This window comes from Microbacterium sp. NPDC055521 (assembly GCF_053619695.1).
In genome coordinates this window covers 219,639-242,481 of record NZ_JBSHJX010000001.1, presented here as the reverse complement: position 1 = coordinate 242,481, position 22,843 = coordinate 219,639, and the positions used below count along the sequence as shown (strand labels likewise).

Below are 22,843 nucleotides of genomic sequence, written 5' to 3'. Positions count from 1 at the left end.
GTTATCGGACGGTGATCAGACAGTCGCCGGACGCGTCGACATCGTCTCCGGGTCGAAGACGACCCGCTGGCGGGTGCGCTCGACATCGGGGTCGGGCACGGGAATGGCCGACAGCAGCGCCTGCGTGTACGGGTGCTGCGGGTTGTCGAAGACCTCGTCGACGTCGCCGTGCTCGACGAACTCGCCGAGATACATCACAGCGACGCGGTCGGCGATGTGGCGGATCACCGACAGGTCGTGCGCGACGAAGAGGTACGACAGGCCCAGCTTGACCTTCAGCTCGTCGAGCAGGTTGATCACGCCCGCCTGGATCGACACGTCGAGCGCCGACACCGGCTCGTCGAGCACGATGATCTTAGGGTTGGTGGACAGAGCGCGGGCGATGCCGATGCGCTGGCGTTGCCCGCCCGAGAACGCCCCGGGGAACCGATCGCGGTGGGCGGGGTTCAGCCCCACCAGGTCCATCAGCTCCTGCACTCGGGCATTGACGTCGTCCTTCGCCATCCCGATGGCGCGCATGGGCTCGGCGATGATGTCGGTGACGGTCATGCGCGGATCGAGTGCACCCATCGGGTCCTGGAAGACGATCTGGATGTCGCGGCGCAGCCGGCGCTCCAGCTTGCGGTCGTGCAGCTCGTTCACGCTCGTGCCGGCGATGATGATGTCGCCGTCGGCCTGCTTCTCGAAGTCCATGATCTGCAGCAGCGTCGTGGTCTTGCCCGATCCGGACTCGCCCACGATGGCCATGGTCTCGCCCTCGCGCACGTCGAAGCTGACACCCTTGACCGCCTGCACCTCGCCGACCTTGCGCTTCAGGAAGGCGCCCTTGGTCAGCGGGAACGTCTTGACCATGTTGCGCACTTCGAGCGTCACCGGGCGCTGCTCGCGCGGCGTGCGGGTCAGGTCGCTCTCGGGGATCGGGGCGACCGGGTACACCGGCAGACCGCCGATGCGACCGTCGTCGTCGATCTCGTCGGCTCGGATGCAGGCAGCGAGATGCGCCTGCCCACTGCCGGTGGCCACGGGAAGCAGCTCGGGCTCCCGTTCGACGCAGGCGGCCACGGCGATCGGGCAGCGCGCCGCGAACGGGCACGCGTCCGGCAGGTCGATCAGCAGCGGCGGGTTGCCCTTGATCGGGGTGAGCGGCTCCTTCTCGGTCTTGTCGACACGGGGGATCGCACCCAGCAGACCGATCGAGTACGGCATGCGGGTGCGGTGGAACAGCTCGTGCGCGGGGGCGTGCTCGACGGGCTTGCCGGCGTACATCACCATGACGTCGTCCGCGGTGCGCGCCACCACGCCCATGTCGTGCGTGATCATGATCACGGCGGCGCCGGTCTCGTCCTGCGCCTTCTCGATGAGGTCGAGGATCTGCGCCTGGATGGTCACGTCCAGCGCCGTCGTCGGCTCGTCGCAGATGATCAGTCGCGGGTTGTTCGCCATCGCGATGGCGATGACCACGCGCTGGCGCATGCCTCCGGAGAACTCGTGCGGGAACGATTTCATCCGCTTCTCGGGTTCGGGAATGCCGACCAGGCGGAGCAGCTCGAGCGAGCGGTCCCAGGCGTCGGTGCGCGACAGGCTGCGATGCACCGTGAGCGCCTCGATGAGCTGGTCACCGATCGTGAACACCGGGGTGAGCGAGGTGAGCGGGTCCTGGAAGACCATTGCCATGCCGTTGCCGCGGATCACCGACATCTGCTTGTCGGTCTTGCCCAGCAGCTCCTCGCCCTCGAACTGGATGGATCCGGTGACGCGAGCGTTCTCGTCGAGCAGTCCCATGATCGCCAGCGAGGTGACCGACTTGCCCGAGCCGGACTCGCCGACGATGCCGAGCGTCTTGCCGGCCTCGAGATCGAAGGAGACGCCGCGCACGGCGTCCACGCGGCCGGCTTCGGACGCGAAGCTGACCCTGAGGTCACGGACGGAGAGTACGTTGCTCATGCACGGCCTCCTGCCGCAGAGGTGGGATCGAGGGCATCCCGCAGACCGTCGGCGACGAGCGCCATCGACACGGTCAGCAGGGTGAGCGCCAGCGCGGGGAAGTAGAACAGCCACGGCGCGCTGGTGACGCTGGCCGCCCCCTCGCCGATCAGCGAGCCGAGCGACACATCAGGGATCTTCACCCCGAAGCCGATGAACGACAGACCGGTCTCCGTCATCACCGCGGCTACCACCCCCAGTGTGAAGTTGATCACGAGCAGCGAGCCGACGTTCGGCAGCAGGTGCCGTAGCACCACGCGCATTCCGGGGACGCCCATGTAGCGCGCCGCGTGCACGTATTCGCGCTCGCGCAGTGACAGCGCCATCGTCCAGATCACGCGGGCCGGGAAGAACCAGCCGGTGAAGATCAGTGCGAGCGAGATCACCCGCCAATCGCCACCCGCGTCGTTGGAGACCAGGGCGAGGATGAGGAAGGTCGGCACGACCATGAAGAAGTGGATGATCACGAGGGTGACGCGCTCGACACGACCGCCGAAGTAAGCCGCGGCCGTGCCGACGATCGCCGAGATCACGGTCACTCCGATCGAGACGACGAGGGCGATCATCAGCGATCGCTGCAGACCGACGAAGGTCTGCGTGAACGTGTCGTTGCCCGAGGCATTCGTGCCGAAGAAGTGGTCGGACGAGGGGCCGGTGGAGAGATTGAGGAAGTCCATCTCGTTGACATCCCAGCCGGACAGCGGCGGGACGACGACGGATGCCAGCGCGAGCAGGACGAACACGACGATGCCGAACACCGCCGGCTTGTTGCGCATGAACCGGCGCGTGTAGAGCGTCCACTTCGACAGCTGCTTGGTCGGCACCCGCTCGGCGGTCGTGTCGGGCCCGACGGGCGGCTGGATCTGGGAGTCGATCATCTGGTTGGTCATGTCAGCTCACCCTCACTCGCGGGTCGAGGACCACGACGGCGATGTCGGCGAGCACGGCGCCGATCGCGGTCAGGACGGCACCGAAGGCGGCGACGGCGACCACGCCGTGCACGTCGTTGCCGTTGATCGTGGTCAGGAAGTAGCGGCCCATGCCCTGCCAGGCGAAGATCGTCTCCGTCAGGATCGCGCCGGTGAAGATCGCCGGGATCGAGAACGCGACCTGCGTGGCCACGGGAATCAGCGACGTGCGCAGCGCGTGCCGCCGGATCGCCTGTGACTTCGTCAGGCCCTTCGCACGAGCGGTGCGCACGTAGTCGGCACTGATGTTGTCGAGCAGCAGGGAGCGCTGCAGGAAGTGCGTTCCGGCGTATCCGGTCACGACGAGGGCGATCGTCGGCAGGATCAGATGCTGCAGCGCATCGACGAGCACCGGGAAGAACCCGGTCACCCCCTGGCTCGAGGAGCCGGTGACGTAGAAGACGCGCGTGCCGACCCAGTTGTTGAAGTTGATGGCCAGGATGACGACGGCGAGCGCCGCGACGATGATGTTGATGTTCATCGTGATGATCGACACGGCCTGCCAGATGCGGTCGCCGAGCTTGTACTGGCGGGATGCCGTGTACACGCCGATCCAGATGCCGAGCACGGTCATGATGATGGTCGCCCCGAGCACCAGCTCGGCGCTGACCCACATGCGGTAGCCGATCTCGTTGTTCACCGAGCCGCCGGTGGGGCTCAGGCCCCAGTCCCACCGGAGCAGGATGCCCGTGAGCCAGGTCCACCACCTCTCGATCAGCGGAGTGCTCTCGCTGAGGTTTCGCGGTCCGAGCAGACCTTCGATCTGCTCCGGACTCAAGGGCGGCTTGCGGCCGACGTAGTTGCTTCGCGGATCGAGGAATGACCAGGCAAGGAAGTAGGTGACATTCGTCGCGACCACGATCATGAGCAGCCAGCCGAGTGTCCGGCGCACGAGATACTTGATCAAAGTGGAGGGTCTTTCTCTTCTACAGCCGTGCCCGGGATCTCCGACGCGACGCTGAGTCGGGATGACGTTCTGGGTCATTCCGCTTCCAGCCTACGTCGACACCGGCAGGACGGCCGTGACGGAGTCGTATAGCCGACGGGATCCAGTCTCACCGGATCGCTTCGGGCAACTTCGCGAGACTATCACCGGTGCGCAGGAATGGGGGATTGAGCCTGCGGAACGTAGACTTGTCAGAACCCTCTCGGACGCACCAAGGACCACATGTCACCCCGCGCTCTCACCCCGCTGTCTCCGGCAGCGACGCCCGCCACGCAGATCCGCAACTTCTGCATCATCGCCCACATCGATCACGGCAAGTCGACGCTGGCCGATCGGATGCTGCAGGTCACCGGCTCGGTGGCGGATCGCGACATGCGCGCCCAGTACCTCGACCGCATGGACATCGAGCGCGAGCGCGGCATCACGATCAAGAGCCAGGCGGTGCGGATGCCCTGGTCATCGGGCGACGAGACCTTCGCGCTCAACATGATCGACACCCCGGGACACGTGGACTTCACCTATGAGGTGTCCCGCTCACTCGCCGCCTGCGAGGGCGCGATCCTGCTCGTCGACGCCGCGCAGGGCATCGAGGCGCAGACCCTCGCCAACCTGTACCTGGCGCTCGAGAACGACCTGCACATCATCCCCGTGCTCAACAAGATCGACCTTCCGGCCGCCGACCCCGAGAAGTTCGCGAAGGAGCTCGCCGACCTGATCGGCGGCAGGCCCGAGGACGTGTTGCGCGTCTCGGGCAAGACGGGCGTCGGCGTCGAGGAGCTGCTGGACCGCATCGTGCGGGACATCCCTGCTCCGGTCGGCGATCCGGATGCCCCGGCGCGCGCGATGATCTTCGACTCGGTGTACGACTCGTACCGCGGCGTCGTGACCTACGTGCGCATGGTCGACGGCAAGCTGAACCCGCGCGAGCGCATCCAGATGATGTCGACGAGGGCGATGCACGACCTGCTCGAGATCGGGGTGTCTAGCCCCGAGCCGATCCCGTCGAAGGGGCTCGGCGTCGGCGAGGTCGGCTACCTCATCACCGGAGTGAAGGACGTGCGCCAGTCGAAGGTGGGCGACACGGTCACCACCGCACGGGGAGCCGCCACCGAGGCGCTTGCCGGCTACACCGACCCGAAGCCGATGGTCTTCTCGGGCGTCTACCCGATCGACGGCAGCGACTACGCCGAGCTGCGTGAGGCGCTCGACAAGCTCAAGCTGTCGGACGCGTCGCTGCAGTACGAGCCCGAGACGTCCGTTGCGCTCGGCTTCGGCTTCCGCTGCGGCTTCCTCGGGCTGCTGCACCTCGAGATCATCACCGAGCGGCTCTCGCGGGAGTTCGGACTCGACCTCATCACCACCGCTCCCAGCGTGATCTACGAGGTCATCACCGACACCGGTGAGACGGTCATCGTCACCAACCCGAGCGAGTACCCCGACGGCCGTGTCGCCTCGGTGTCGGAGCCCATGGTGAAGACCGCGATCCTGCTGCCGAAGGACTACGTCGGCACGGTCATGGAACTCTGCCAGTCGCGACGCGGCGCGCTGCTGGGCATGGAGTACTTCTCTGAGGAGCGCGTCGAGTTGCGCTATCGCATGCCGCTCGGCGAGATCGTGTTCGACTTCTTCGACCAGCTGAAGTCCAAGACGCAGGGCTATGCGAGTCTGGACTACGAGCCCGACGGTCAGCAGGAGGGCGACCTGGTCAAGGTCGACGTGCTGCTGCAGGGAGACAAGGTCGACGCGTTCAGCGCGATCGTGCACCGCGAGAAGGCGTACGCCTACGGCACGATGATGGCCGAGCGCCTGCGCAAGCTCATCCCTCGGCAGAACTTCGAGGTGCCCATCCAGGCGGCGATCGGCGCGCGCATCATCGCGCGCGAGACCATCCGTGCCCTCCGCAAGGACGTGCTCGCCAAATGCTACGGCGGTGACATCAGCCGCAAGCGCAAGCTGCTCGAGAAGCAGAAGGAGGGCAAGAAGCGCATGAAGATGGTCGGTCGCGTCGAGGTGCCCCAGGAGGCGTTCATCGCCGCGCTGTCGGGTGACGTCGAGGGCAAGGACAAGAAGTAGGTCGCTCCGGACGCGGTGTCGTTCGGAGACTGTTCAGACAGGTCGCTTAGGCTGGAGATCATGCGTCGGGGGACTTTCCGAGAAGGCACGGTTGACTATGCCGCGGTGGGCGCGACCCACGCGCCCGACCTCATGCAGTACCCGCCGGAGCGCAGTATTCCCGCCGAGGCATCCTGGCGTCTCGGCAGCGGTGAAGACCGTTTCCGCACAGCCGGAGAATCGCTGCTGTCGTGGACGGCGCAGCGCGCCGCGGGACTCGAGCTGCGCGATGTGCGCCCGGCGGCCGGCTCCGCCTACACCGGCGTCAGCTTCGACGCCGAGGGCGCGCCCATCGCGCCGAACCGCACCCAGGTCGAGCAGCGTTTCGCCGCCGACGGGATGCCGTTCGTCGCGCCGGGAATGACCCTGCAGCTGCATGGCCGCGTCAAGGGCATGAGAGCGGATGCCGAACTGCGCGTGATCTCGGTGACGGAAGAGCGTCGCCGCATCGGCTTCGTGCTCGGCACCGTCGGCGGCTCGGTGGTGAGCGGTGAGGAGTCGTTCGACATCGAATGGCGCGAGGACACCGACGAGGTGTGGTTCACCGTGCGGGCGTTCGATGCTCCCGTGGCCCTGCTGTACCGGCTTCCCGGCATGGTGCGCCGTCGCCGTCGCGAGCTGTTCGCTCTCTACCTGCGCGCCATCTCGCCGTTGTACGCCACCCCGATCTGATGGTGCGCACACTCTGATGGCACAGGCATCCTGATGGCACGGACGCTTTGATGGCCGGGCCTCTTCCGCTGGGGGATCCGGCGCCGGCCGACGGCCGCCTGCCCGTTGACATCGCCGTCGACCCCTCCGTGCCCTTCTCGGCCTACCTGCACGTGCCGTTCTGCCGCGTGCGCTGCGGGTACTGCGACTTCAACACCTACACCGCGAGCGAGCTGCGCGGAGCCAAGCAGGACGAGTACGCCGACACTCTGATCCGCGAGATCGCGCTCTCGGCCGCAGTGCTCGGCGAAGCCGGCGGCATCCGTCCTCTCGACACGGTCTTCTTCGGCGGCGGCACGCCGACCCTGCTGCCCGCCGGTGACCTGGCGCGGATGCTCGGCGCGGTGACGTCGGCATTCGGCATCCGCGACGGCGCCGAGGTGAGCGTCGAGGCCAACCCCGACACCGTGACACCCGAGGTGGTGCGGACGCTGGTGGATGCCGGGGTGACCCGCCTCTCCGTCGGGATGCAGTCCGCCGTGCCGCACGTGCTGGCCGCGCTCGACCGCACCCACCGTCCGGAGAACGTGCGCACGGCCGTCGACGCCGCGCGCCATGCCGGCCTCGACGTGAGCGTCGACCTCATCTACGGCGCGCCGGGAGAGTCGCTGACCGACTGGGAGCGGTCCCTCGACGCGGCCATCGCTCTCGAGCCCGATCACATCTCCGCCTACGCGCTCATCATCGAGGACGGCACCAAGCTCGCCAGGCAGATCCGGCGGGGCGAGGTGCCCGCGCCCGACGACGATCTGCAGGCCGACATGTACGAGTCCGCCGATCAGCGGCTGGGAGCCGCGGGCTTCGAGTGGTACGAGGTGAGCAACTGGGCCCGTGCCGACGGAGGCGACCACCGCTCGCGGCACAACATGGCGTACTGGCGCGGCTCGGACTGGTGGGGCTTCGGGCCCGGTGCGCACAGCCACGTCACGGGTCTGCGCTGGTGGAACGTCAAGCATCCGGCCGCGTACGCGCAGCGGCTCGCCCTCGGCGAGTCGCCCGCAGCGGGCCGCGAGCGGCCCGATCCCGCGGCGCGCACGCTCGAGCGGGTGCTGCTGCAGAGCCGTCTCGCGGAGGGCCTGCCGATCGACGACATCGCCGCAGGGCGCCGCGACCGGGTCGCCGAGCTGATCTCGGACGGGCTGGTCGACGCGGCCGCGGCTCTGCGACAGCGTCGCGTGCGCCTCACCCTGCGGGGTCGGCTGCTGGCGGATGCCGTGGTGCGCGCGCTCACCGAGTAGCGGGCGGGACTCGCGCGGCGGTCGCGGGCCGACCGGCGGGTGCGAACGGGTAGGATTGGCACTCGGAACGTTCGAGTGCCAGCGGGAGGGATGATGGTCACACAACGAGGCCTCGAGGTCCTCCGCGCTATCGTGCAGGACTACGTCGCGACCCACGAGCCGGTCGGCAGCAAGTCGATCGTCGAGCGCCACGCGTTCGGCGTCTCCGCCGCGACCATCCGCAACGACATGGCGCAGCTCGAAGACGAAGAGCTCATCACCGCCCCGCACACCTCGTCGGGCCGGGTGCCGACCGACAAGGGCTACCGGGTGTTCGTCAACCACCTCGCCCAGGTGCGCCCGCTCTCGGTACCGCAGCGCACGGCCATCGAGTCGTTCCTCGCCGCCCCCAGCGACCTCGACGATCTGATGGCGCGCACGGTGCGCGTGCTCACCCAGCTCACCGGGCAGGTCGCTCTCGTCCAGTACCCGTCGTTCGCGCGAGCGAGCATCACGCACGTGGAGCTCGTCGCGCTCGCCCCGAATCGCATGCTGGTCGTGCTGGTCACGGATGCCGGTGGCGTGTCGCAGCGCATCTCGCCGCTGCCCATCGACATCGACGACGACGACCTGGCCGTGCTGCGCGCCCAGCTCGCCGCGCTCATCACCGGCCGCGCGGTCGGCGAGGCGTCCGAGCGCATCGCCTCGGTCATCGACACGCAGACCGGCTCCCGCCTGCAGCCGGCGCTGTCATCGTTGGCGGCCGTGATCGCCGAAGAGCTCGCGGAGTTCCGCCAGGAGCGGCTGGTGATGGCAGGGGCCGCCACCCTCGCGCGGCGCGAGCAGGACTTCCGCGGCAGCATCCACCCTCTGCTCGAGGCGATCGAGGAGCAGGTGACCCTGCTGCGGCTGATGACCGAGATGGTGACCGACGAGCACGGTCTGGCCACCAGCATCGGCACCGAGAACGCCCCGTTCGGACTCGGTGAGGCGTCGATCGTCGCCAGCAACTACGCCGCGCCCGGCGGCACGGCGCGCGTCGGCGTGATGGGGCCGACCCGCATGGACTACCCGAGCAATCTCGCCGCAGCGCGGGCCGTGGCCCGCTACCTGTCGCGCATGCTCGAAGAAGACGAGGCAGCCCGCTGATCCGGGCCGCCGCACACACGAACGCACACGAAGAAAGGTGACCGTGGCGGATCACTACGAGGTCCTCGGGGTGTCGAAGGACGCCTCTCAGGACGAGATCAAGAAGGCCTACCGCAAGCTCGCCAGGCAGCTGCACCCGGATGTGAACCCGGGGGAGGACGCGGCGGAGCGGTTCAAACTCGTCACGCACGCGTACGACGTGCTCAGCGACGAGGACTCCCGGCGTCGCTACGACATGGGCGGCGACCAGAACGGCGGCTTCGGGGGAGGGTTCGGCGGTTTCGGCGACATCTTCGAGACGTTCTTCGGTGCCGCGGGCGGTGCCCGTGCGGCGCGTCCCCGGTCGCGCCGCGAGCGCGGACAGGATGCCCTGGTGCGCATCAACCTCGAGCTCGGCGACGTCATCTTCGGCGTGCACAGGGACATCGAGGTCGACACCGCGGTGCTCTGCGAGACCTGCCACGGCAGCTGCTGCCAGCCCGGCACGTCTCCCATCACCTGCGACGTCTGCGGTGGCAGCGGTCACGTGCAGCGTCAGGTGCGCAGCCTGCTCGGCAACGTCGTCACCACCCAGCCATGCGGCAGCTGCGAGGGCTACGGCACGGTCATCCCCAACCCGTGCGGATCGTGCGCAGGGCAGGGCCGAGTGCGCTCGCGCCGCACGGTCGCCCTCGACATCCCGGCCGGGGTCGAGACCGGCCTGCGCCTGCAGCTGCCCGGCTCGGGCGAGGTCGGCCGGGCGGGCGGCCCGAACGGCGACCTGTACGTCGAGGTGGCCGTCGCACCGCATCCGGTGTTCAGCCGAGACGGCGACGATCTGCTGGCGACGCTCGAGGTGTCGATGACGGATGCCATCCTCGGCACCACCACGACCATCGATGGCCTCGACGGATCGGTCGACCTCGAGCTGCGCGCGGGCGTGCAGTCCGGTGATGTGCTGACCATCGCCGGGCGGGGCATCACGCCGTTGCGCGGATCGCAGCGCGGAGACCTGCGCGTGGGCGTGCAGGTGATCACGCCGACCAAGCTCGACGGGGCGCAGCGCAAGCTCATCGAGGACTTCGCCAAGAAGGCGAAGACCCCGGCTCCCCACCTCGCCCAGTTCCAGCAGGGGCTGTTCTCGAAGCTGCGCGACCGCTTCCGCAGCCACTGACCGACGACCCACCACTGCCGATCGGAGCCCCATGGCCCTGCACTTCGTCGTACCCGACTGCACCGACGCCGCCATCGGCGAACTCGTCCGGCTCACCGGATCCGAGGGGAAGCACGCCTCGGTGGTGCGCCGTGTGCGGGTCGGGGAGACGGTGACCATCGGCGACGGCCGCGGTGTGTGGCTCGAAGGTGCGACAGAGGACGTCACGGCATCGCAGGTCACGGTGCGGATCACCGGACGCCAGGTGCAGAACGGTCCCGAGACGCGCATCGTGCTCGTGCAGGCACTCGCCAAGGGCGACCGCGACGAGATGGCCGTGCAGGCCGCGTGCGAGCTCGGCGTCGACGAGATCGTGCCCTGGCAGGCGGCGCGCAGCGTGTCACGCTGGGACGGGCCGAAGGCGGTGAAGGGCCGGGAGCGCTGGGCGACGATCGTCCGCGAGGCGGCCAAGCAGGCGCACCGAGCGTGGGTTCCCGAGGTGGCCCCCGTGCAGTCCACCGCGCAGCTCGCCGCGCGAGCGGCGGATGCCCGGCTGCTCGTGCTCGATCCGTGGACGCAGACGCCGCTGACCAGCATCCGTCCCGACGGCCGCGACCTCGTGCTCGTGGTGGGTCCGGAGGGCGGGATCACCCCCGACGAGCTGGAGCGTCTCGAGGCGACCGGCGCCGAACGCGTTCGCCTGGGCGACACGGTGCTGCGCACCTCGACCGCCGGCCCCGCGGCGATCGCGGTGCTCTCGGCCAACCTGGGCCGCTGGTGAATAGACTTGCAGGCATGAGCGAACCCTCGATCTTCACCCGCATCTTGAACGGGGAGATCCCCGGCGACATCCTCGCCGAGACCGACCGCGTGTTCGCGATCCGCGACATCGACCCTCAGGCGCCGCTGCACGCGCTCGTGGTCCCCAAGACCGAGCAGTACCGCGACGTCACCGAGCTCGCCGCCGGCGACCCGGGCCTGATGGCCGAGATGGTGGCCCTCGCCAAGCAGATCGCCGCAGAGCACGCCAACGGCGAGTACCGCCTGATCTTCAACAACGGCGCCAGCGCCGCGCAGTCGGTCTTCCACGTGCACGCACACGTGCTCGGAAACATCGAGGAGGGCAAGCTCGTTGGCTTCTGACGACAGCGCACACGCTGAGAACCCACCACCGCGGTTCCCCGCGCAGCCCGAGCGCACCGAGCGCATCTTCGCGGACGGCATCGCCATGGTGCAGCTGCTCGGCCCGCAGGACCGGCTGCTGCGGATGCTCGAGAAGCAGCATCCGAGCGTGCAGGTGATGGTGCGCGGCAACGAGATCACGCTGGGCGGCTCTACCGACGACGTCGCCGCGGCGAAGCGACTCGTCGACGAGCTGATCGAGATGACCCGTTCCGGGCACGACCTCGCGCCGAGTGATGTCGAGCACTCCGCGCGGATTCTGCGCCGCGACGACGGGCCCCGGCCCAGCGAGGTGCTCGGCGAGGCGATCCTGTCGACCCGCGGCAGAGTCATCCGTCCGAAGACCCTCGGGCAGAAGGAGTACGTCGACGCGATCGAGCAGAACACCATCGTGTTCGGCATCGGGCCGGCCGGCACGGGCAAGACCTATCTCGCGATGGCGAAGGCCGTGCAGGCGCTGCAGCGCAAAGAGGTGCAGCGCATCATCCTCACCCGACCCGCCGTCGAGGCGGGGGAGAGGCTCGGGTTCCTGCCCGGGTCGCTGACCGACAAGATCGACCCGTACCTGCGCCCGCTGTACGACGCACTCAACGAGATGATGGACCCCGAGGTCGTGCCGCGGCTGATGGCGACCGGCACCATCGAGGTGGCGCCTCTGGCCTACATGCGCGGTCGCACGCTCAACGATTCGTTCGTCGTGCTCGACGAGGCACAGAACACCACTCCCGAGCAGATGAAGATGTTCCTGACCCGCCTGGGGTTCGGCACGAAGATGGTGGTCACCGGCGACATCACCCAGATCGACCTGCCGCAGGGCGCGTCGGGACTCCGCCTGGTCACGCGCGTGCTCGGCGACATCGACGACATCCACTTCTCACGACTGACCAGCGACGACGTCGTGCGGCACTCGCTGGTCGGCCGCATCGTCGACGCGTACAGCGAGTACGACGAGCAGCGCACCGCGGCACGCGTCGAGCGGGAGCAGGCGCACCAGTTCGCGAATCGCGCCGAGCGTCGCGGCGGAGCGCCGCAGAGTCCCCGAGACCGCATGCCGAAGCGAGGCCTGAAATGATCGAGATCAACAACGAATCGGCGATCGCGGTCGATGAGACCGTGCTGCAGCGGCTCACCGACTTCAACCTCGCGCAGCTGCACGTCAGCCCCGACGCCGAGGTCGCGATCGTGCTCGTCGACGAGGGCGCCATGGAGTCGCTGCACGTGCAGTGGATGGATGAGCCGGGACCCACCGACGTGCTGAGCTTTCCGATGGACGAGCTGCGTCCCGGCAGCCCGGAGAACCCCACGGCCCCCGGCCTGCTGGGCGACATCGTGCTGTGCCCGCAGGTCGCGGAGGCACAGGCGCAGACGGCCGGCCACTCGCTGATGGACGAGCTCATCCTGCTGACCACGCACGGTCTGCTGCACCTGCTCGGCTTCGACCATGCCGAACCCGACGAGGAGCGTGAGATGTTCGGGCTGCAGAAGTCGCTGATCGAGGGCTTCGCGCGCGTCGAACGCGGTCGATGACCCCAGCGATACTTCTCGCAGCCGCCGTGCTGCTGGTCGCCTTCGGCGGCCTGATGGCTGCCGTCGATGCGGCGTTCTCGGTCAGCTCGAACACCGACCTCGAGAACATGTCAGGCGACGGCCGTAACGCTGCCGCACTCGCGCGCATCGCCGCTGATCCGGCCCCGCACGTGAACGCCGTCGCCTTCATGCGCGTGCTCTCGGAGACCGCCGCGGCGGTGTTCGTCACCGTCGCCCTCGACGCCCTGCTGCCGAGCATCTGGTGGGCGATGCTCGCTGCCGCCGCGCTGATGACCGGCATCACCTTCGTGCTCGTCGGATCCAGTCCGCGCTCGTTCGGCCGGCTGCACGCGACGTCGATGCTGCGCACCTGGGCGCCGGTCGTGCGGGGCATGCGCATTCTGCTCGGACCGCTCGCCCAGGCGCTGGTGGCGGCGGGTCAGCGGGTGACGCCCGGCACCGGCCGCAGCAGCTTCGCCTCTGAGGAGCAGCTGCTGAGCATGGTCGACGAAGCCGCATCGAACCTGCTCATCGAGGAGGACGACCGCGACCTGATCCACTCGGTGTTCGACTTCACCGACCAGTTCGTGCGCGCGGTGATGGTGCCGCGCACCGAGATGATGACCGTGGATGCCGAGGCGACCACGACCGAGGCGATGGAGCTCTTCCTGCGCACCGGAGTCTCGCGCATGCCGGTCGTCGACGACGACGCGGACGACGTCGTCGGCGTGCTGTATCTGAAGGATCTCGTGCAGTTCGCGTATCGCGACGAGAGCGCATGGCGCGGGCGACCGGTGCGGCCGATCGCGCGACCGGCGGTCTACGTGCCCGAGTCGATGCGCGCCGAGACGCTGTTGCAGCAGATGAAGCGCGACGCCGTGCATGTGTGCATGGTCATCGACGAGCACGGCGGCATCTCGGGGCTGGTCACGCTCGAGGACCTCATCGAAGAGCTGGTGGGCGAGATCGCCGACGAGTACGACCGCGGCCCCGCCGAGGTCGTGGAGCTGCCGGACGGCCGGTACCGCGTCAACTCGCGCCTCGGTCTCGAGGACGTCGGCGACCTGTTCGGGCTCGAGCTCGAAGACGACGACGTCGACTCGATCGGCGGTCTGCTCGCGAAGGAACTCGGCCGTATCCCGCAGCCCGGAGCCACCGTGACCGTGCACGGCCTCGTGCTCACCGGCGGCGCGTCGCGCGGCCGCGGACGCGGGATCGCCACGGTGTTCGTCGAGCGGGCACATGACACCGTGGAGGATGATGATCGTGATGGAGGAGACCGGGATGACTGAGCATGACGACCAGACCCGCAGCGGCTTCGTGACCTTCGTCGGTCGCCCGAACGTCGGCAAGTCGACGCTGACGAACGCGCTGGTGGGCGAGAAGATCGCGATAACGAGCGAGAAACCGCAGACGACGCGGCGGGCGATCCGGGGCATCCTGAACCGTCCCGAAGGACAGCTCGTGATCGTCGACACCCCGGGCATCCACAAGCCCCGCACGCTGCTCGGCGAGCGGCTCAACGATCTCGTCGAGCAGGTTCTCGGCGACGTCGATGTGATCGGCTTCTGCGTTCCCGCCACCGAGAAGGTCGGCCCCGGCGATCGCCGCATCGCGGCATCGCTCGACGGATACCGGCGCGCGAAGAAAGTCGCGATCGTCACCAAGACCGACGCCGCCGACCGCGACGACATCGTCGAGCGGCTGATGGAGGTCGACTCGCTGCGCGAGGACTGGGCTGCCGTCATCCCGCTCTCGGCACTCACGCGCGAGCAGCTCGACGTGCTGGCCGACGAGATGCTGCAGCTGATGCCCATCGGCCCGCGCCTCTACGAGGATGGCATCGTCACCGACGAGTCCGATGAGGACCGCATCGCCGAGATGATCCGCGAGGCGGCACTGGAGGGCGTGCGCGACGAGCTGCCGCACTCGATCGCGGTCGTCGTGGACGACGTCGCTGCCCGGGAGGACAGCGACCTCACTGATGTGCACGCGTCGATCGTCGTCGAGCGCGACAGCCAGAAGGCGATCATCATCGGACGCAAGGGCGCCCGGTTGCGTGACGTCGGCGCGGCCGCGCGCGAGGGGATAGAGGAGCTGCTGGGCACCCGCGTGTTCCTGAAGCTGCACGTCAAGGTCGCGAAGGAGTGGCAGCGCGACCCGAAGCAGCTGGGGCGGCTCGGGTTCTGAGATGGCCGCACGCTGGGTCGCCTACACAGGGGGCTCACCCGATGGGTGGAGCTTCGAGCAGCACGAGGTGGCGGCACCCGGTCCCGGAGAGGTGACCATCCGCGTGCACGCCGCCGGCGTGAACCCGGCCGACGCCAAGCATGTCGCCTCGTCGAGGCCCGGCGCCGAGCTGCCCGTGCCGATCGGATACGAGGTCTCCGGCGTGGTCACGTCGGTCGGTCCCGACACGGAGATCGTGACTGGCCGGGTCGCGGTCGGCGACGAGGTCATCGCCTTCCGTGTGAACGGCGGATACGGAACGGAGCTCACCGCGCCGGCGCAGAAGGTGCTGCGCAAGCCCGCGACGCTCACCCACGCGGAGGCGGCCAACCTGCTGCTCGCCGGCACCACGGCATCCGCCATGCTGCACGCCGTGAAGGCGCAGCCCGGCGAGCTCGTCGTGCCCGTCGCGCAGAAGTATCCGCTCGATCAGGCGCCGCAGGTGCTCGCGGTCCTCGCTGAGGGGCATCCGGGTGGCGAGTTCGCGTTGATCCCCTGAATCGCCTCCTGGGTGAGCAATGTGCCAAGCGGGGTGTTAGCATCGATGCATGCCTCTGGGCGGTCTGCTTCTTCTTAGCTGCCGCGACGAGTCCTGACAATCGGGCCTCTCTCGTCGCGGCGCTTGTGTTGGCCTGAGCACGTTTTCTGACGAAGAGAAGCAGCCCCATCATGAAGAACAACCAGAAGCCCACCTCGATGCCGGTGCACAAGTACCGTCCGTTCCATGAGCAGATCCGCGTCGACCTGGAAGACCGCACCTGGCCGTCGAAGCGCATCACCGAGGCGCCGCGCTGGTGCGCCGTCGACCTCCGAGACGGCAACCAGGCCCTGATCGATCCGATGTCACCCGAGCGCAAGCGCGTGATGTTCGAGCTGCTCGTGAGCATGGGATACAAGGAGATCGAGGTCGGTTTCCCCTCTGCCAGCCAGACCGACTTCGACTTCGTGCGGCAGCTAATCGAAGAGGACCTCATCCCCGACGACGTCACGATCCAGGTGCTGACGCAGTGCCGCGAGCACCTGATCGAGCGCACCTACGAGGCCATCACCGGCGCCAAGCAGGCGATCGTGCACTTCTACAACTCGACCAGCGTGCTGCAGCGCGAGGTCGTCTTCCGCTCCGACCGCGAGGGCGTCAAGCAGATCGCGCTGGAGGGCGCGCGCCTGTGCCGGCAGTTCGAGAAGCGCATCCCCGACACGCAGGTCTACTACGAGTACTCGCCCGAGAGCTACACCGGCACCGAGCTGGAGTATGCGGTCGAGGTCTGCAACGCCGTGCTCGAGGTGCTCGAGCCGACGCCCGACCGCAAGGTGATCATCAATCTGCCGGCAACCGTCGAGATGGCCTCGCCCAACGTCTACGCGGATTCGATCGAGTGGATGAACCGCCATCTGGCGCATCGAGAGAACGTGATCCTTTCGCTGCACCCGCACAACGATCGGGGCACGGCGATCGCCGCCGCCGAACTCGGGTACCTGGCCGGCGCGGATCGCATCGAAGGATGCCTGTTCGGCAACGGCGAGCGCACCGGCAATGTCGACCTGGTCGCCCTCGGCATCAACCTGTTCACGCAGGGCGTCGACCCGCAGATCGACTTCAGTGACATCGACCAGGTCAAGCGCACTGTCGAGTACTGCAACCAGCTGCCCGTGCCGGAGCGCAGTCCGTGGGCCGGCGACCTGGTGTTCACGGCGTTCAGCGGCTCGCACCAGGACGCGATCAAGAAGGGCTTCGAAGCGATGGCCGCAAAGGCCGCGGAGCAGGGCGTCTCGGTCGATGACATCGAGTGGGGCGTGCCTTACCTGCCGGTCGACCCGAAGGATCTCGGCCGCTCGTACGAGGCCGTGATCCGCGTCAACTCGCAGTCGGGCAAGGGCGGCGTCGCCTACCTGCTGAAGACCGACCACGCGCTCGACCTGCCGCGCAGGCTGCAGATCGAGTTCTCGGGGGTCGTGCAGGCGAAGACGGATGCCGAGGGCGGCGAGGTCACCAGCGAGCAGATCTGGTCGATCTTCCACGACGAGTACCTGCCGGCCGACGACGACACCGCCAAGTGGGGTCGGTTCGAGCTGCTCGGCACGCAGACTCGCAGCGACATGTCCGGCGAGGTCTCGCTCGATGTCGTGCTGCGCGACGGCGAGACCCGCGAGCAGGCATCCGGTCGGGGCAACGGCCCCATCGCGGCGTTCATCGAGGTGCTGCGCGAGCGCGGCTTCGAGATCTCGCTGTATGACTACGTCGAGCACACCCTGTCGACGGGTGGCGACGCGCAGGCCGCCGCCTACGTCGAGCTGCAGGTCGACGACCAGCGCCTGTGGGGCGTCGGCATCGACGGGGACATCTCGACGGCGTCGCTCAAGGCGATCGTGTCGTGCGTGAACCGCTCGAGCCGCACCCGCGAAGCTGCCGGCGAGCTCGCTGCGGTGTGAGCGCGGATGATCCCGATCACGGCTTGATGATCGGGATCATCCCCGTCTCGGTGGCCACCTTGCGGCGGTACAGGCGCCGCTGCTCGGGCAGTGAGACGTCGAACACCACGGCGAGCACCCGGATGACCGCGGTCACGACGATGCCGACCACAGCAGCGATGGTGATAGAGACGTCGAAGGCGTTCAGGACGATGATGGTCGTGCATCCGACCCCCGCCGCCACGGCGTAGAGCGAGCCGACGTGCATGATCGCGACGGGCAGACCCATGAGCACGTCACGCAGCACGCCGCCGCCGACCGCAGCGCAGACGCCGATGAACACGGCAGGCACTGGAGGGATGCCGAAGGCGATCGCCTTGCTCACGCCGAACGCGCCGAACATGCCGATCACGGCGGCGTCGAGCACGACGATCAGGGTGTTGACGCGGTTGAAGACGCCGGCGAGCAGCATTCCGAACAGCGCCGCACCGGTCGCGGTGATGAGGTACCAGTCGTTCTGCAGGGTCGCGGGCGGCTGCCCGATCAGCAGGTCGCGGATGAGACCGCCGCCCATGCCGATCATGATGCCGATGATCGCGACGCCGAGCCAGTCGAGGCGGCGCTGACCCTGGAAGCCGGAGGCGAACATCGCCCCCTGGATGCCCCCGAGCGCGACGCCGAGAAGATCAGCCCACAGCGGGATGGTGAAGAGCGGTTCCGTCACCCGTCCATTCTGTCGTGCCCGGGAGATAATCGAAGGGTGCCCACCTATCGAGACGAAGCGGTGATCCTGCGCACCCACAAGCTGGGTGAGGCCGATCGCATCGTCACGATGCTCTCGCGACGCAACGGCAAGATCCGTGCGGTCGCGAAGGGCGTGCGACGCACCTCATCGAAGTTCGGCTCGCGGCTCGAGCCGTTCATGGTCGCCGACGTGCAGATGTACAAGGGGCGCTCGCTCGACATCGTGCAGCAGGCCGACTCGCTGGGCGCCTACGGGGCCGACATCGCCGTCGACTACGAGCGCTTCACCGCGGCCAGCGCGATGGCCGAGACCGCCGACCGGCTCAACGAGGCCGAGGCGACCGCCGAGCAGTACCTGCTGCTCGTCGGCGGGCTGCGGTCGCTCTCGCGCGGCGAGCATGCCGCCCGCAGCATCCTGGATTCCTATCTGCTTCGCGTCATGGCCCTGTCGGGCTGGGCGCCCGCCCTCGACCAGTGCGCGCGCTGCGGCGCCGCGGGCCCGCACCGGCACTTCGGCGCACAGCTGGGCGGGTCGGTGTGCGACTCCTGTGCGCCGGCCGGCAGCCCGCGGATCGGAAGCTCGGCCCTTGCGCTGATGCGCGCCCTGATGGGCGGCGACTGGACGATGGTGGATGCCGCGCCTCCGGCCGACCTGGCGGCCGCCTCCGGCACGGTCGCCGCCTACGCCCAATGGCATCTCGAGCGCGGCATCCGCTCACTCGAGCACGTCACGCACCCGTCGAGCATTGGAGCACGGTGACCCCGAAGCCCTACACGCACAAGGACGCGGTGCCCTTCCGGCCGCTCGACTGGACAGGCAAGACGCCGCCGGCGTTTCCCGCCGTGCCGGAGCACGTCGCGATCGTGATGGACGGCAACGGGCGCTGGGCGAACCGTCGCGGCCTCAACCGCATCGAAGGGCACAAGGCCGGCGAGGAGGTGCTGCTGGACGTCGTCGCCGGCGCCATCCAGGCCGGCGTGAAGCACCTGTCGGTGTACGCGTTCTCGACCGAGAACTGGGCGCGCTCGCCTGACGAGGTGCGCTTTCTCATGGGCTACAACCGCGACGTGCTGCACCGTCGACGCGATCAGCTGAACGAGTGGGGCGTGCGCGTGCGCTGGGCGGGACGCAAGCCCCGGCTGTGGGGGTCGGTCATCAAGGAGCTGCAGTTCGCCGAGCAGCTCACCCGCGACAACGACGTGCTCACCCTGACCATGTGCGTGAACTACGGCGGCCGTGTCGAACTCGTCGACGCCATGCGGGCGATGGCGGAAGAGGTGAAGGCGGGGCGGATGCGCCCGAGCGCGATCACCGAGAAGCAGATCCGCCGGCACCTGTATGTGCCGGAGATGCCCGACGTCGATCTGTTCCTGCGCAGCTCGGGCGAGCAGCGCACATCGAACTTCCTGCTCTGGCAGGCCGCGTACGCCGAGATGGTGTTCCTCGACACGCTCTGGCCGGACTTCTCCCGCGAGGAGCTGTGGCGGGCGATCGAGATATACCTGTCGCGCGACCGTCGCTTCGGCGGGGCGGTGGACACGCCCGACGCGTCGGTCTGACGCTGCTGGTAGGAGCCTTCGCCCGACGCGTGCGTCTGTGTCGCTCAGAGTCGGCGGGCGATGTCGGGGTGCAGGCTGCCGTGCCCGTCGAGCTGGGCGGGGGTCTCGTCGACACCGGCGAGGGTGGTCGCGGCGACCGTGACCTGATGCGGGCGTGGATGTTCTCGAGCCCGGTGCCCATGATCTCGCTCGGCGTGGCCCTGAGCAGGAGGTCGCTGAGCAGTTCGGTGCGGATCTCGTCGAGCCCGCGGCCGTCGGTCGGGATCTGGATCACGACGGGACCTGCGGCGATGATGCGTTCCATCGCATCGTCGTACGCCTCCCATGCGCCGGGAAGCTCGAACGGGTCGAACGGGTCGGCGGCGGCCTTCGCTGCGGCTTCGGCTTCGGCGCGAGCGGCCTCGAACTCGAAGTCGGCGTCGAGGTCGGCGGGGAGGGTGGGGATGCGGTTCTCGGGGTGCTGTCTCTGCGCGCGGGCCATCGTGGTGAGACGGTCGAGGATGGCGACGGCCTTGTAGGTGGGCATGATGGCCTGCAGCAGCGACATCTCGTCATCCAGCTCGCGCACGCTGACGACCTGATCCGCAGTCGCCGCGCGGTGCCGCTCGGTCACCGTCTGCGGCACCAGCGCCGCGACAAGCTCGCGCACGTGGGCGCGGGTGCGGGCGGGTGCTTCGGTCTCGGCGAACTCCAGCGCTGCCGCCTCGTACAGCGGCCACTGCGCCTCAGTCATCGCGCCGGCGCTGCGCGCCTGGATCAGTGGCCCCGCCGCACGAAGGATCTCCCGCACGTGCGCGACGCCGATCCGCCCGGCAGCGTACGAGGCGCGCAGGTTCGGGAAGTCATCGCACAGGGCGCGGGCATCCGTGAATGCCTGCTCGACGGTGCCCTTCGCCATCCGCCCCGCTGCGGAGTACTCCGCCACCATCGACCGGCGGATCGCCTCGCGGTGCATCGGAGCGGCCGCGACATCGGCATCCATCACCTCGACGCGCTCAGCCAGCAGCGTCGCCGCCCGCTCCTCGAGGCGATTGATCTCGGCGCGCACGTCGAGCCACTCGTCCAGCAGCTCGCGCTGCCGAGCGAACGGATCAACAGAAGTGGTGGACATACGAGAACATGAGAACGTACCTCCGAAATTCGCTGCGGGAGGGAGAGCGGGCGCTCAGGAATCGGCCGCCGCGATCCGCGTCAGCCAGCGTTCGGTCTCGCGGGGATGGCGGAAGCGCACGATCGTCAGATGCGGATGCCGCACCTCGACGTCCGGCATCCGCTCCGCCCACTTGTGCAGGGTTCTCGTCTGCCACAGCAGGATGTTGTCCGCAGCATCGCGACGGAACATGTTCGAGATGCCGCGTTCTCGGTTGCCGTTCCACAGCTCGGTCCGCAGCAGCTGCCGAGCGACCGTGCGGCGCACGAGACGCGTGCGCACCACGCGATAGGGATAGTCCAGCCAGAGCGCCAGCTGCGCACGCGGCGCCAGGATCTCGTCCGTGCCTTTACTCGTGTACTGCCACTCGGTGACCCAGCGCTCGTCGGACGCGAAGGTCCGCACATCGTCGAGGAACTCCGGCCGGGGCGTCCACTTCGGACCGTGGAACAGTCCGTCGATCTCGACGTGCCGCAGACCCCAGATCCCGGCGACGCGCTGCGCGAGCGTGGTCTTGCCCGATCCCGTCACGCCGGCGATCAGCACCCGCCGCGGGCGGACGGGGAGGGGATCGTCGGCGGTGAGCACTCGAGAAGGCTACCGGAACGGGAATATGCGCACCGGGGCATGCAGTTGCATCGAATGTGAGCGAACCCATCTCCATCGACATCTGGTCCGACATCGCCTGCCCCTGGTGCTACATCGGCAAACGCAACCTCGAGAAGGGGCTCGCCGCGACGGCCGGCGATGACGACGCACCTCAGGTGCGGGTCACCTTCCACTCGTTCGAGCTCTCGCCCGACACCCCGGTCGACTTCGACGGCGACGAGATCGACTTCCTCGCCGGGCACAAGGGCATGCCGCGAGAGCAGGTCGAGCAGATGCTCGGCCATGTGACGAACGTCGCGGCGGGCGCGGGGCTCGAGTACCGCTTCGATCTGCTGCAGCACACCAATACCGTCAAGGCGCATGAGCTGTTGCACTTCGCGAAGGAGAAGGGCCTGCAGCACGAGATGGAGGAGAGGCTGATGTCGGCCTACTTCACCGAAGGCCGGCATGTGGGGCGGATCGACGACCTCGCCGCCCTGGCAGAAGAGGTGGGACTGGATGCCGCCGAAGCACGCTCAGCACTCGAATCGAACGTCTACCTCGACGCCGTCCGCGCGGATCAGGCGCAGGCGCGCGCCTACGGCATCAACGGTGTGCCGTTCTTCGTCATCGACGGTCAGTACGGCGTGAGCGGCGCTCAGCCGCCCGAGGCGTTCGAGAGCGTCATCCGCGACGTGTGGGCGCAGAAGGCCGCCGCGAGCTGATTCAGCGTCCGGCCTCCGCCAGGGCCGTCTCGATCGCCGAGACGATCTCGACGGAGTCCGGGAGCTGCTTCGGCCGGAAGCGCTGCACCGACCCGTGGGCATCGACGAGGAACTTCTCGAAGTTCCACTCCACCCGGCCGGCTCTGCCGCCGGCATCCGGCGTCTCCTTCAGCACCTTGTACAGGTCGTGCGCGCTGCGCCCGTTGACCTTGACCTTGTCGTTGATCGGGAAGGTGACGCCGTAGCTCGTCGAGCAGAACTCGAGGATCTTCTCGATCGACCCCGGCTCCTGGCCGAAGAACTGGTTGCAGGGGAAGCCGATCACGCTGAAGCCGCGGTCGGCGTACCGCTGCTGCAGCTGCTCGAGCTGCGTGTACTGCGGAGTGAGCCCGCACTTCGAGGCGACGTTGACCACCAGCAGCACGTCGGCGCCGATGTCGTCGAGCGTCTTCTCGGCGCCCTCGGCATCGGTGAACGGGATCTGTCGCAGGGTCGCATCGGCCATCTCCAC

General features: G+C 68.4%; 23 protein-coding genes. 17 read left to right on the top strand and 6 right to left on the bottom strand.

Going from position 1 to position 22,843, the window contains the following annotated elements:
• Window positions 1-15 precede the first annotated feature (15 nt).
• Genes ACWGSM_RS01160 through ACWGSM_RS01150 form a run of 3 tightly spaced genes read right to left on the bottom strand, consistent with a single transcriptional unit; the run spans window position 16 to window position 3,858 of the window.
• Window positions 16-1,944: an ABC transporter ATP-binding protein gene (locus ACWGSM_RS01160; RefSeq protein WP_452321158.1), complete on the bottom strand. Its 1,929-nt coding sequence runs from the start codon at window positions 1,942-1,944 to the stop codon at window positions 16-18.
• Complete coding sequence (locus ACWGSM_RS01155; protein ID WP_452321157.1) at window positions 1,941-2,873, bottom strand: ABC transporter permease; 933 nt, start codon at window positions 2,871-2,873, stop codon at window positions 1,941-1,943. The genes ACWGSM_RS01160 and ACWGSM_RS01155 overlap by 4 nt, the downstream gene beginning before the upstream one ends.
• A 1-nt stretch (window position 2,874) precedes the next feature.
• Window positions 2,875-3,858, bottom strand: a complete 984-nt coding sequence (locus tag ACWGSM_RS01150) for an ABC transporter permease (RefSeq protein WP_452321156.1) — start codon at window positions 3,856-3,858, stop codon at window positions 2,875-2,877.
• 261 nt (window positions 3,859-4,119) lie between these two features.
• On the opposite strand from ACWGSM_RS01150, the gene lepA reads away from it, so the two are divergent.
• The 13 genes from lepA to leuA all read left to right on the top strand — a co-directional run bounded on the left by lepA (window position 4,120) and on the right by leuA (window position 17,586).
• Window positions 4,120-5,970, top strand: a complete 1,851-nt coding sequence (lepA, locus tag ACWGSM_RS01145) for a translation elongation factor 4 (protein ID WP_452321155.1) — start codon at window positions 4,120-4,122, stop codon at window positions 5,968-5,970.
• Between the two features lie 60 nt (window positions 5,971-6,030).
• On the top strand, window positions 6,031-6,681 hold the full coding sequence (locus ACWGSM_RS01140; RefSeq protein WP_313356521.1) for a DUF1990 family protein: 651 nt from the start codon (window positions 6,031-6,033) through the stop codon (window positions 6,679-6,681).
• A 50-nt stretch (window positions 6,682-6,731) separates the two neighbouring features.
• Window positions 6,732-7,958, top strand: coding sequence for a radical SAM family heme chaperone HemW (gene hemW / locus ACWGSM_RS01135; protein WP_452321154.1), 1,227 nt, complete (start codon window positions 6,732-6,734; stop codon window positions 7,956-7,958).
• Between the two features lie 93 nt (window positions 7,959-8,051).
• Complete coding sequence (gene hrcA / locus ACWGSM_RS01130; RefSeq protein ID WP_452321153.1) at window positions 8,052-9,086, top strand: heat-inducible transcriptional repressor HrcA; 1,035 nt, start codon at window positions 8,052-8,054, stop codon at window positions 9,084-9,086.
• Window positions 9,087-9,129: 43 nt separating this feature from the next.
• Complete coding sequence (gene dnaJ / locus ACWGSM_RS01125; protein WP_452321152.1) at window positions 9,130-10,239, top strand: molecular chaperone DnaJ; 1,110 nt, start codon at window positions 9,130-9,132, stop codon at window positions 10,237-10,239.
• Window positions 10,240-10,270: 31 nt separating this feature from the next.
• Window positions 10,271-10,999 (top strand): 16S rRNA (uracil(1498)-N(3))-methyltransferase, encoded by a 729-nt coding sequence (locus ACWGSM_RS01120; protein ID WP_452321151.1) that lies wholly within the window; start codon window positions 10,271-10,273, stop codon window positions 10,997-10,999.
• 14 nt (window positions 11,000-11,013) lie between these two features.
• Window positions 11,014-11,361: an HIT domain-containing protein gene (locus ACWGSM_RS01115; RefSeq protein WP_452321150.1), complete on the top strand. Its 348-nt coding sequence runs from the start codon at window positions 11,014-11,016 to the stop codon at window positions 11,359-11,361.
• 85 nt (window positions 11,362-11,446) lie between these two features.
• Window positions 11,447-12,472 carry a PhoH family protein gene (locus ACWGSM_RS01110; RefSeq protein WP_452321268.1) on the top strand — a complete coding sequence of 342 codons (1,026 nt, stop codon included), beginning with the start codon at window positions 11,447-11,449 and terminating at the stop codon, window positions 12,470-12,472.
• Window positions 12,469-12,927: an rRNA maturation RNase YbeY gene (gene ybeY, locus ACWGSM_RS01105; protein ID WP_313357364.1), complete on the top strand. Its 459-nt coding sequence runs from the start codon at window positions 12,469-12,471 to the stop codon at window positions 12,925-12,927. The genes ACWGSM_RS01110 and ybeY overlap by 4 nt, the downstream gene beginning before the upstream one ends.
• Window positions 12,924-14,219 carry a hemolysin family protein gene (locus ACWGSM_RS01100; protein ID WP_452321149.1) on the top strand — a complete coding sequence of 432 codons (1,296 nt, stop codon included), beginning with the start codon at window positions 12,924-12,926 and terminating at the stop codon, window positions 14,217-14,219. Before ybeY ends, ACWGSM_RS01100 begins: the two co-directional genes overlap by 4 nt.
• The gene (era, locus tag ACWGSM_RS01095) at window positions 14,212-15,117 is read left to right on the top strand and encodes a GTPase Era (RefSeq protein WP_452321148.1); all 906 of its coding nucleotides are present in this window, start codon (window positions 14,212-14,214) and stop codon (window positions 15,115-15,117) included. Before ACWGSM_RS01100 ends, era begins: the two co-directional genes overlap by 8 nt.
• Before the next feature lies 1 nt (window position 15,118).
• Complete coding sequence (locus ACWGSM_RS01090; RefSeq protein ID WP_452321147.1) at window positions 15,119-15,655, top strand: alcohol dehydrogenase catalytic domain-containing protein; 537 nt, start codon at window positions 15,119-15,121, stop codon at window positions 15,653-15,655.
• Between the two features lie 170 nt (window positions 15,656-15,825).
• Window positions 15,826-17,586 carry a 2-isopropylmalate synthase gene (gene leuA, locus ACWGSM_RS01085; RefSeq protein WP_452321146.1) on the top strand — a complete coding sequence of 587 codons (1,761 nt, stop codon included), beginning with the start codon at window positions 15,826-15,828 and terminating at the stop codon, window positions 17,584-17,586.
• 16 nt (window positions 17,587-17,602) lie between these two features.
• On the opposite strand, the gene ACWGSM_RS01080 is transcribed toward leuA, so the two are convergent.
• Window positions 17,603-18,289, bottom strand: a complete 687-nt coding sequence (locus ACWGSM_RS01080) for a trimeric intracellular cation channel family protein (protein WP_452321145.1) — start codon at window positions 18,287-18,289, stop codon at window positions 17,603-17,605.
• 36 nt (window positions 18,290-18,325) lie between these two features.
• On the opposite strand from ACWGSM_RS01080, the gene recO reads away from it, so the two are divergent.
• The 3 genes from recO to ACWGSM_RS01065 all read left to right on the top strand — a co-directional run bounded on the left by recO (window position 18,326) and on the right by ACWGSM_RS01065 (window position 20,992).
• A complete protein-coding gene (gene recO / locus ACWGSM_RS01075; protein WP_452321144.1) occupies window positions 18,326-19,069 on the top strand; it encodes a DNA repair protein RecO in 744 nt (247 codons plus the stop codon).
• The gene (locus ACWGSM_RS01070; protein WP_452321143.1) at window positions 19,066-19,869 is read left to right on the top strand and encodes an isoprenyl transferase; all 804 of its coding nucleotides are present in this window, start codon (window positions 19,066-19,068) and stop codon (window positions 19,867-19,869) included. Before recO ends, ACWGSM_RS01070 begins: the two co-directional genes overlap by 4 nt.
• A 154-nt stretch (window positions 19,870-20,023) precedes the next feature.
• Window positions 20,024-20,992 carry a hypothetical protein gene (locus ACWGSM_RS01065; protein ID WP_452321142.1) on the top strand — a complete coding sequence of 323 codons (969 nt, stop codon included), beginning with the start codon at window positions 20,024-20,026 and terminating at the stop codon, window positions 20,990-20,992.
• A 42-nt stretch (window positions 20,993-21,034) separates the two neighbouring features.
• Here the strand turns inward: ACWGSM_RS01065 and ACWGSM_RS01060 are convergent, their stop codons facing one another.
• Window positions 21,035-21,607: an AAA family ATPase gene (locus ACWGSM_RS01060; RefSeq protein ID WP_452321141.1), complete on the bottom strand. Its 573-nt coding sequence runs from the start codon at window positions 21,605-21,607 to the stop codon at window positions 21,035-21,037.
• A gap of 56 nt (window positions 21,608-21,663) precedes the next feature.
• Here ACWGSM_RS01060 and ACWGSM_RS01055 point away from each other — a divergent pair, with 56 nt between their 5' ends.
• Window positions 21,664-22,332 (top strand): DsbA family oxidoreductase, encoded by a 669-nt coding sequence (locus tag ACWGSM_RS01055; protein WP_452321140.1) that lies wholly within the window; start codon window positions 21,664-21,666, stop codon window positions 22,330-22,332.
• Between the two features lies 1 nt (window position 22,333).
• Here ACWGSM_RS01055 and ACWGSM_RS01050 read toward each other — a convergent pair whose 3' ends face one another.
• On the bottom strand, window positions 22,334-22,837 hold the full coding sequence (locus ACWGSM_RS01050; RefSeq protein ID WP_452321139.1) for a glutathione peroxidase: 504 nt from the start codon (window positions 22,835-22,837) through the stop codon (window positions 22,334-22,336).
• Window positions 22,838-22,843: the final 6 nt, after the last annotated feature.

What these genes read in the sequence shown, in the direction of transcription:
- ACWGSM_RS01110 (WP_452321268.1), top strand. Translation starts at nt 11,447, where the DNA reads ATGGTGCAGCTGCTCGGCCCGCAGGACCGGCTGCTGCGGATGCTCGAG.
- era (WP_452321148.1), top strand. Translation starts at nt 14,212, where the DNA reads ATGACTGAGCATGACGACCAGACCCGCAGCGGCTTCGTGACCTTCGTC.
- ACWGSM_RS01155 (WP_452321157.1), bottom strand. Translation starts at nt 2,873, where the DNA reads ATGACCAACCAGATGATCGACTCCCAGATCCAGCCGCCCGTCGGGCCC.
- ybeY (WP_313357364.1), top strand. Translation starts at nt 12,469, where the DNA reads ATGATCGAGATCAACAACGAATCGGCGATCGCGGTCGATGAGACCGTG.
- ACWGSM_RS01115 (WP_452321150.1), top strand. Translation starts at nt 11,014, where the DNA reads ATGAGCGAACCCTCGATCTTCACCCGCATCTTGAACGGGGAGATCCCC.
- ACWGSM_RS01140 (WP_313356521.1), top strand. Translation starts at nt 6,031, where the DNA reads ATGCGTCGGGGGACTTTCCGAGAAGGCACGGTTGACTATGCCGCGGTG.
- hemW (WP_452321154.1), top strand. Translation starts at nt 6,732, where the DNA reads ATGGCCGGGCCTCTTCCGCTGGGGGATCCGGCGCCGGCCGACGGCCGC.
- ACWGSM_RS01050 (WP_452321139.1), bottom strand. Translation starts at nt 22,837, where the DNA reads ATGGCCGATGCGACCCTGCGACAGATCCCGTTCACCGATGCCGAGGGC.
- ACWGSM_RS01090 (WP_452321147.1), top strand. Translation starts at nt 15,119, where the DNA reads ATGGCCGCACGCTGGGTCGCCTACACAGGGGGCTCACCCGATGGGTGG.
- ACWGSM_RS01100 (WP_452321149.1), top strand. Translation starts at nt 12,924, where the DNA reads ATGACCCCAGCGATACTTCTCGCAGCCGCCGTGCTGCTGGTCGCCTTC.
- lepA (WP_452321155.1), top strand. Translation starts at nt 4,120, where the DNA reads ATGTCACCCCGCGCTCTCACCCCGCTGTCTCCGGCAGCGACGCCCGCC.
- leuA (WP_452321146.1), top strand. Translation starts at nt 15,826, where the DNA reads ATGAAGAACAACCAGAAGCCCACCTCGATGCCGGTGCACAAGTACCGT.
- hrcA (WP_452321153.1), top strand. Translation starts at nt 8,052, where the DNA reads ATGGTCACACAACGAGGCCTCGAGGTCCTCCGCGCTATCGTGCAGGAC.
- ACWGSM_RS01120 (WP_452321151.1), top strand. Translation starts at nt 10,271, where the DNA reads ATGGCCCTGCACTTCGTCGTACCCGACTGCACCGACGCCGCCATCGGC.
- ACWGSM_RS01160 (WP_452321158.1), bottom strand. Translation starts at nt 1,944, where the DNA reads ATGAGCAACGTACTCTCCGTCCGTGACCTCAGGGTCAGCTTCGCGTCC.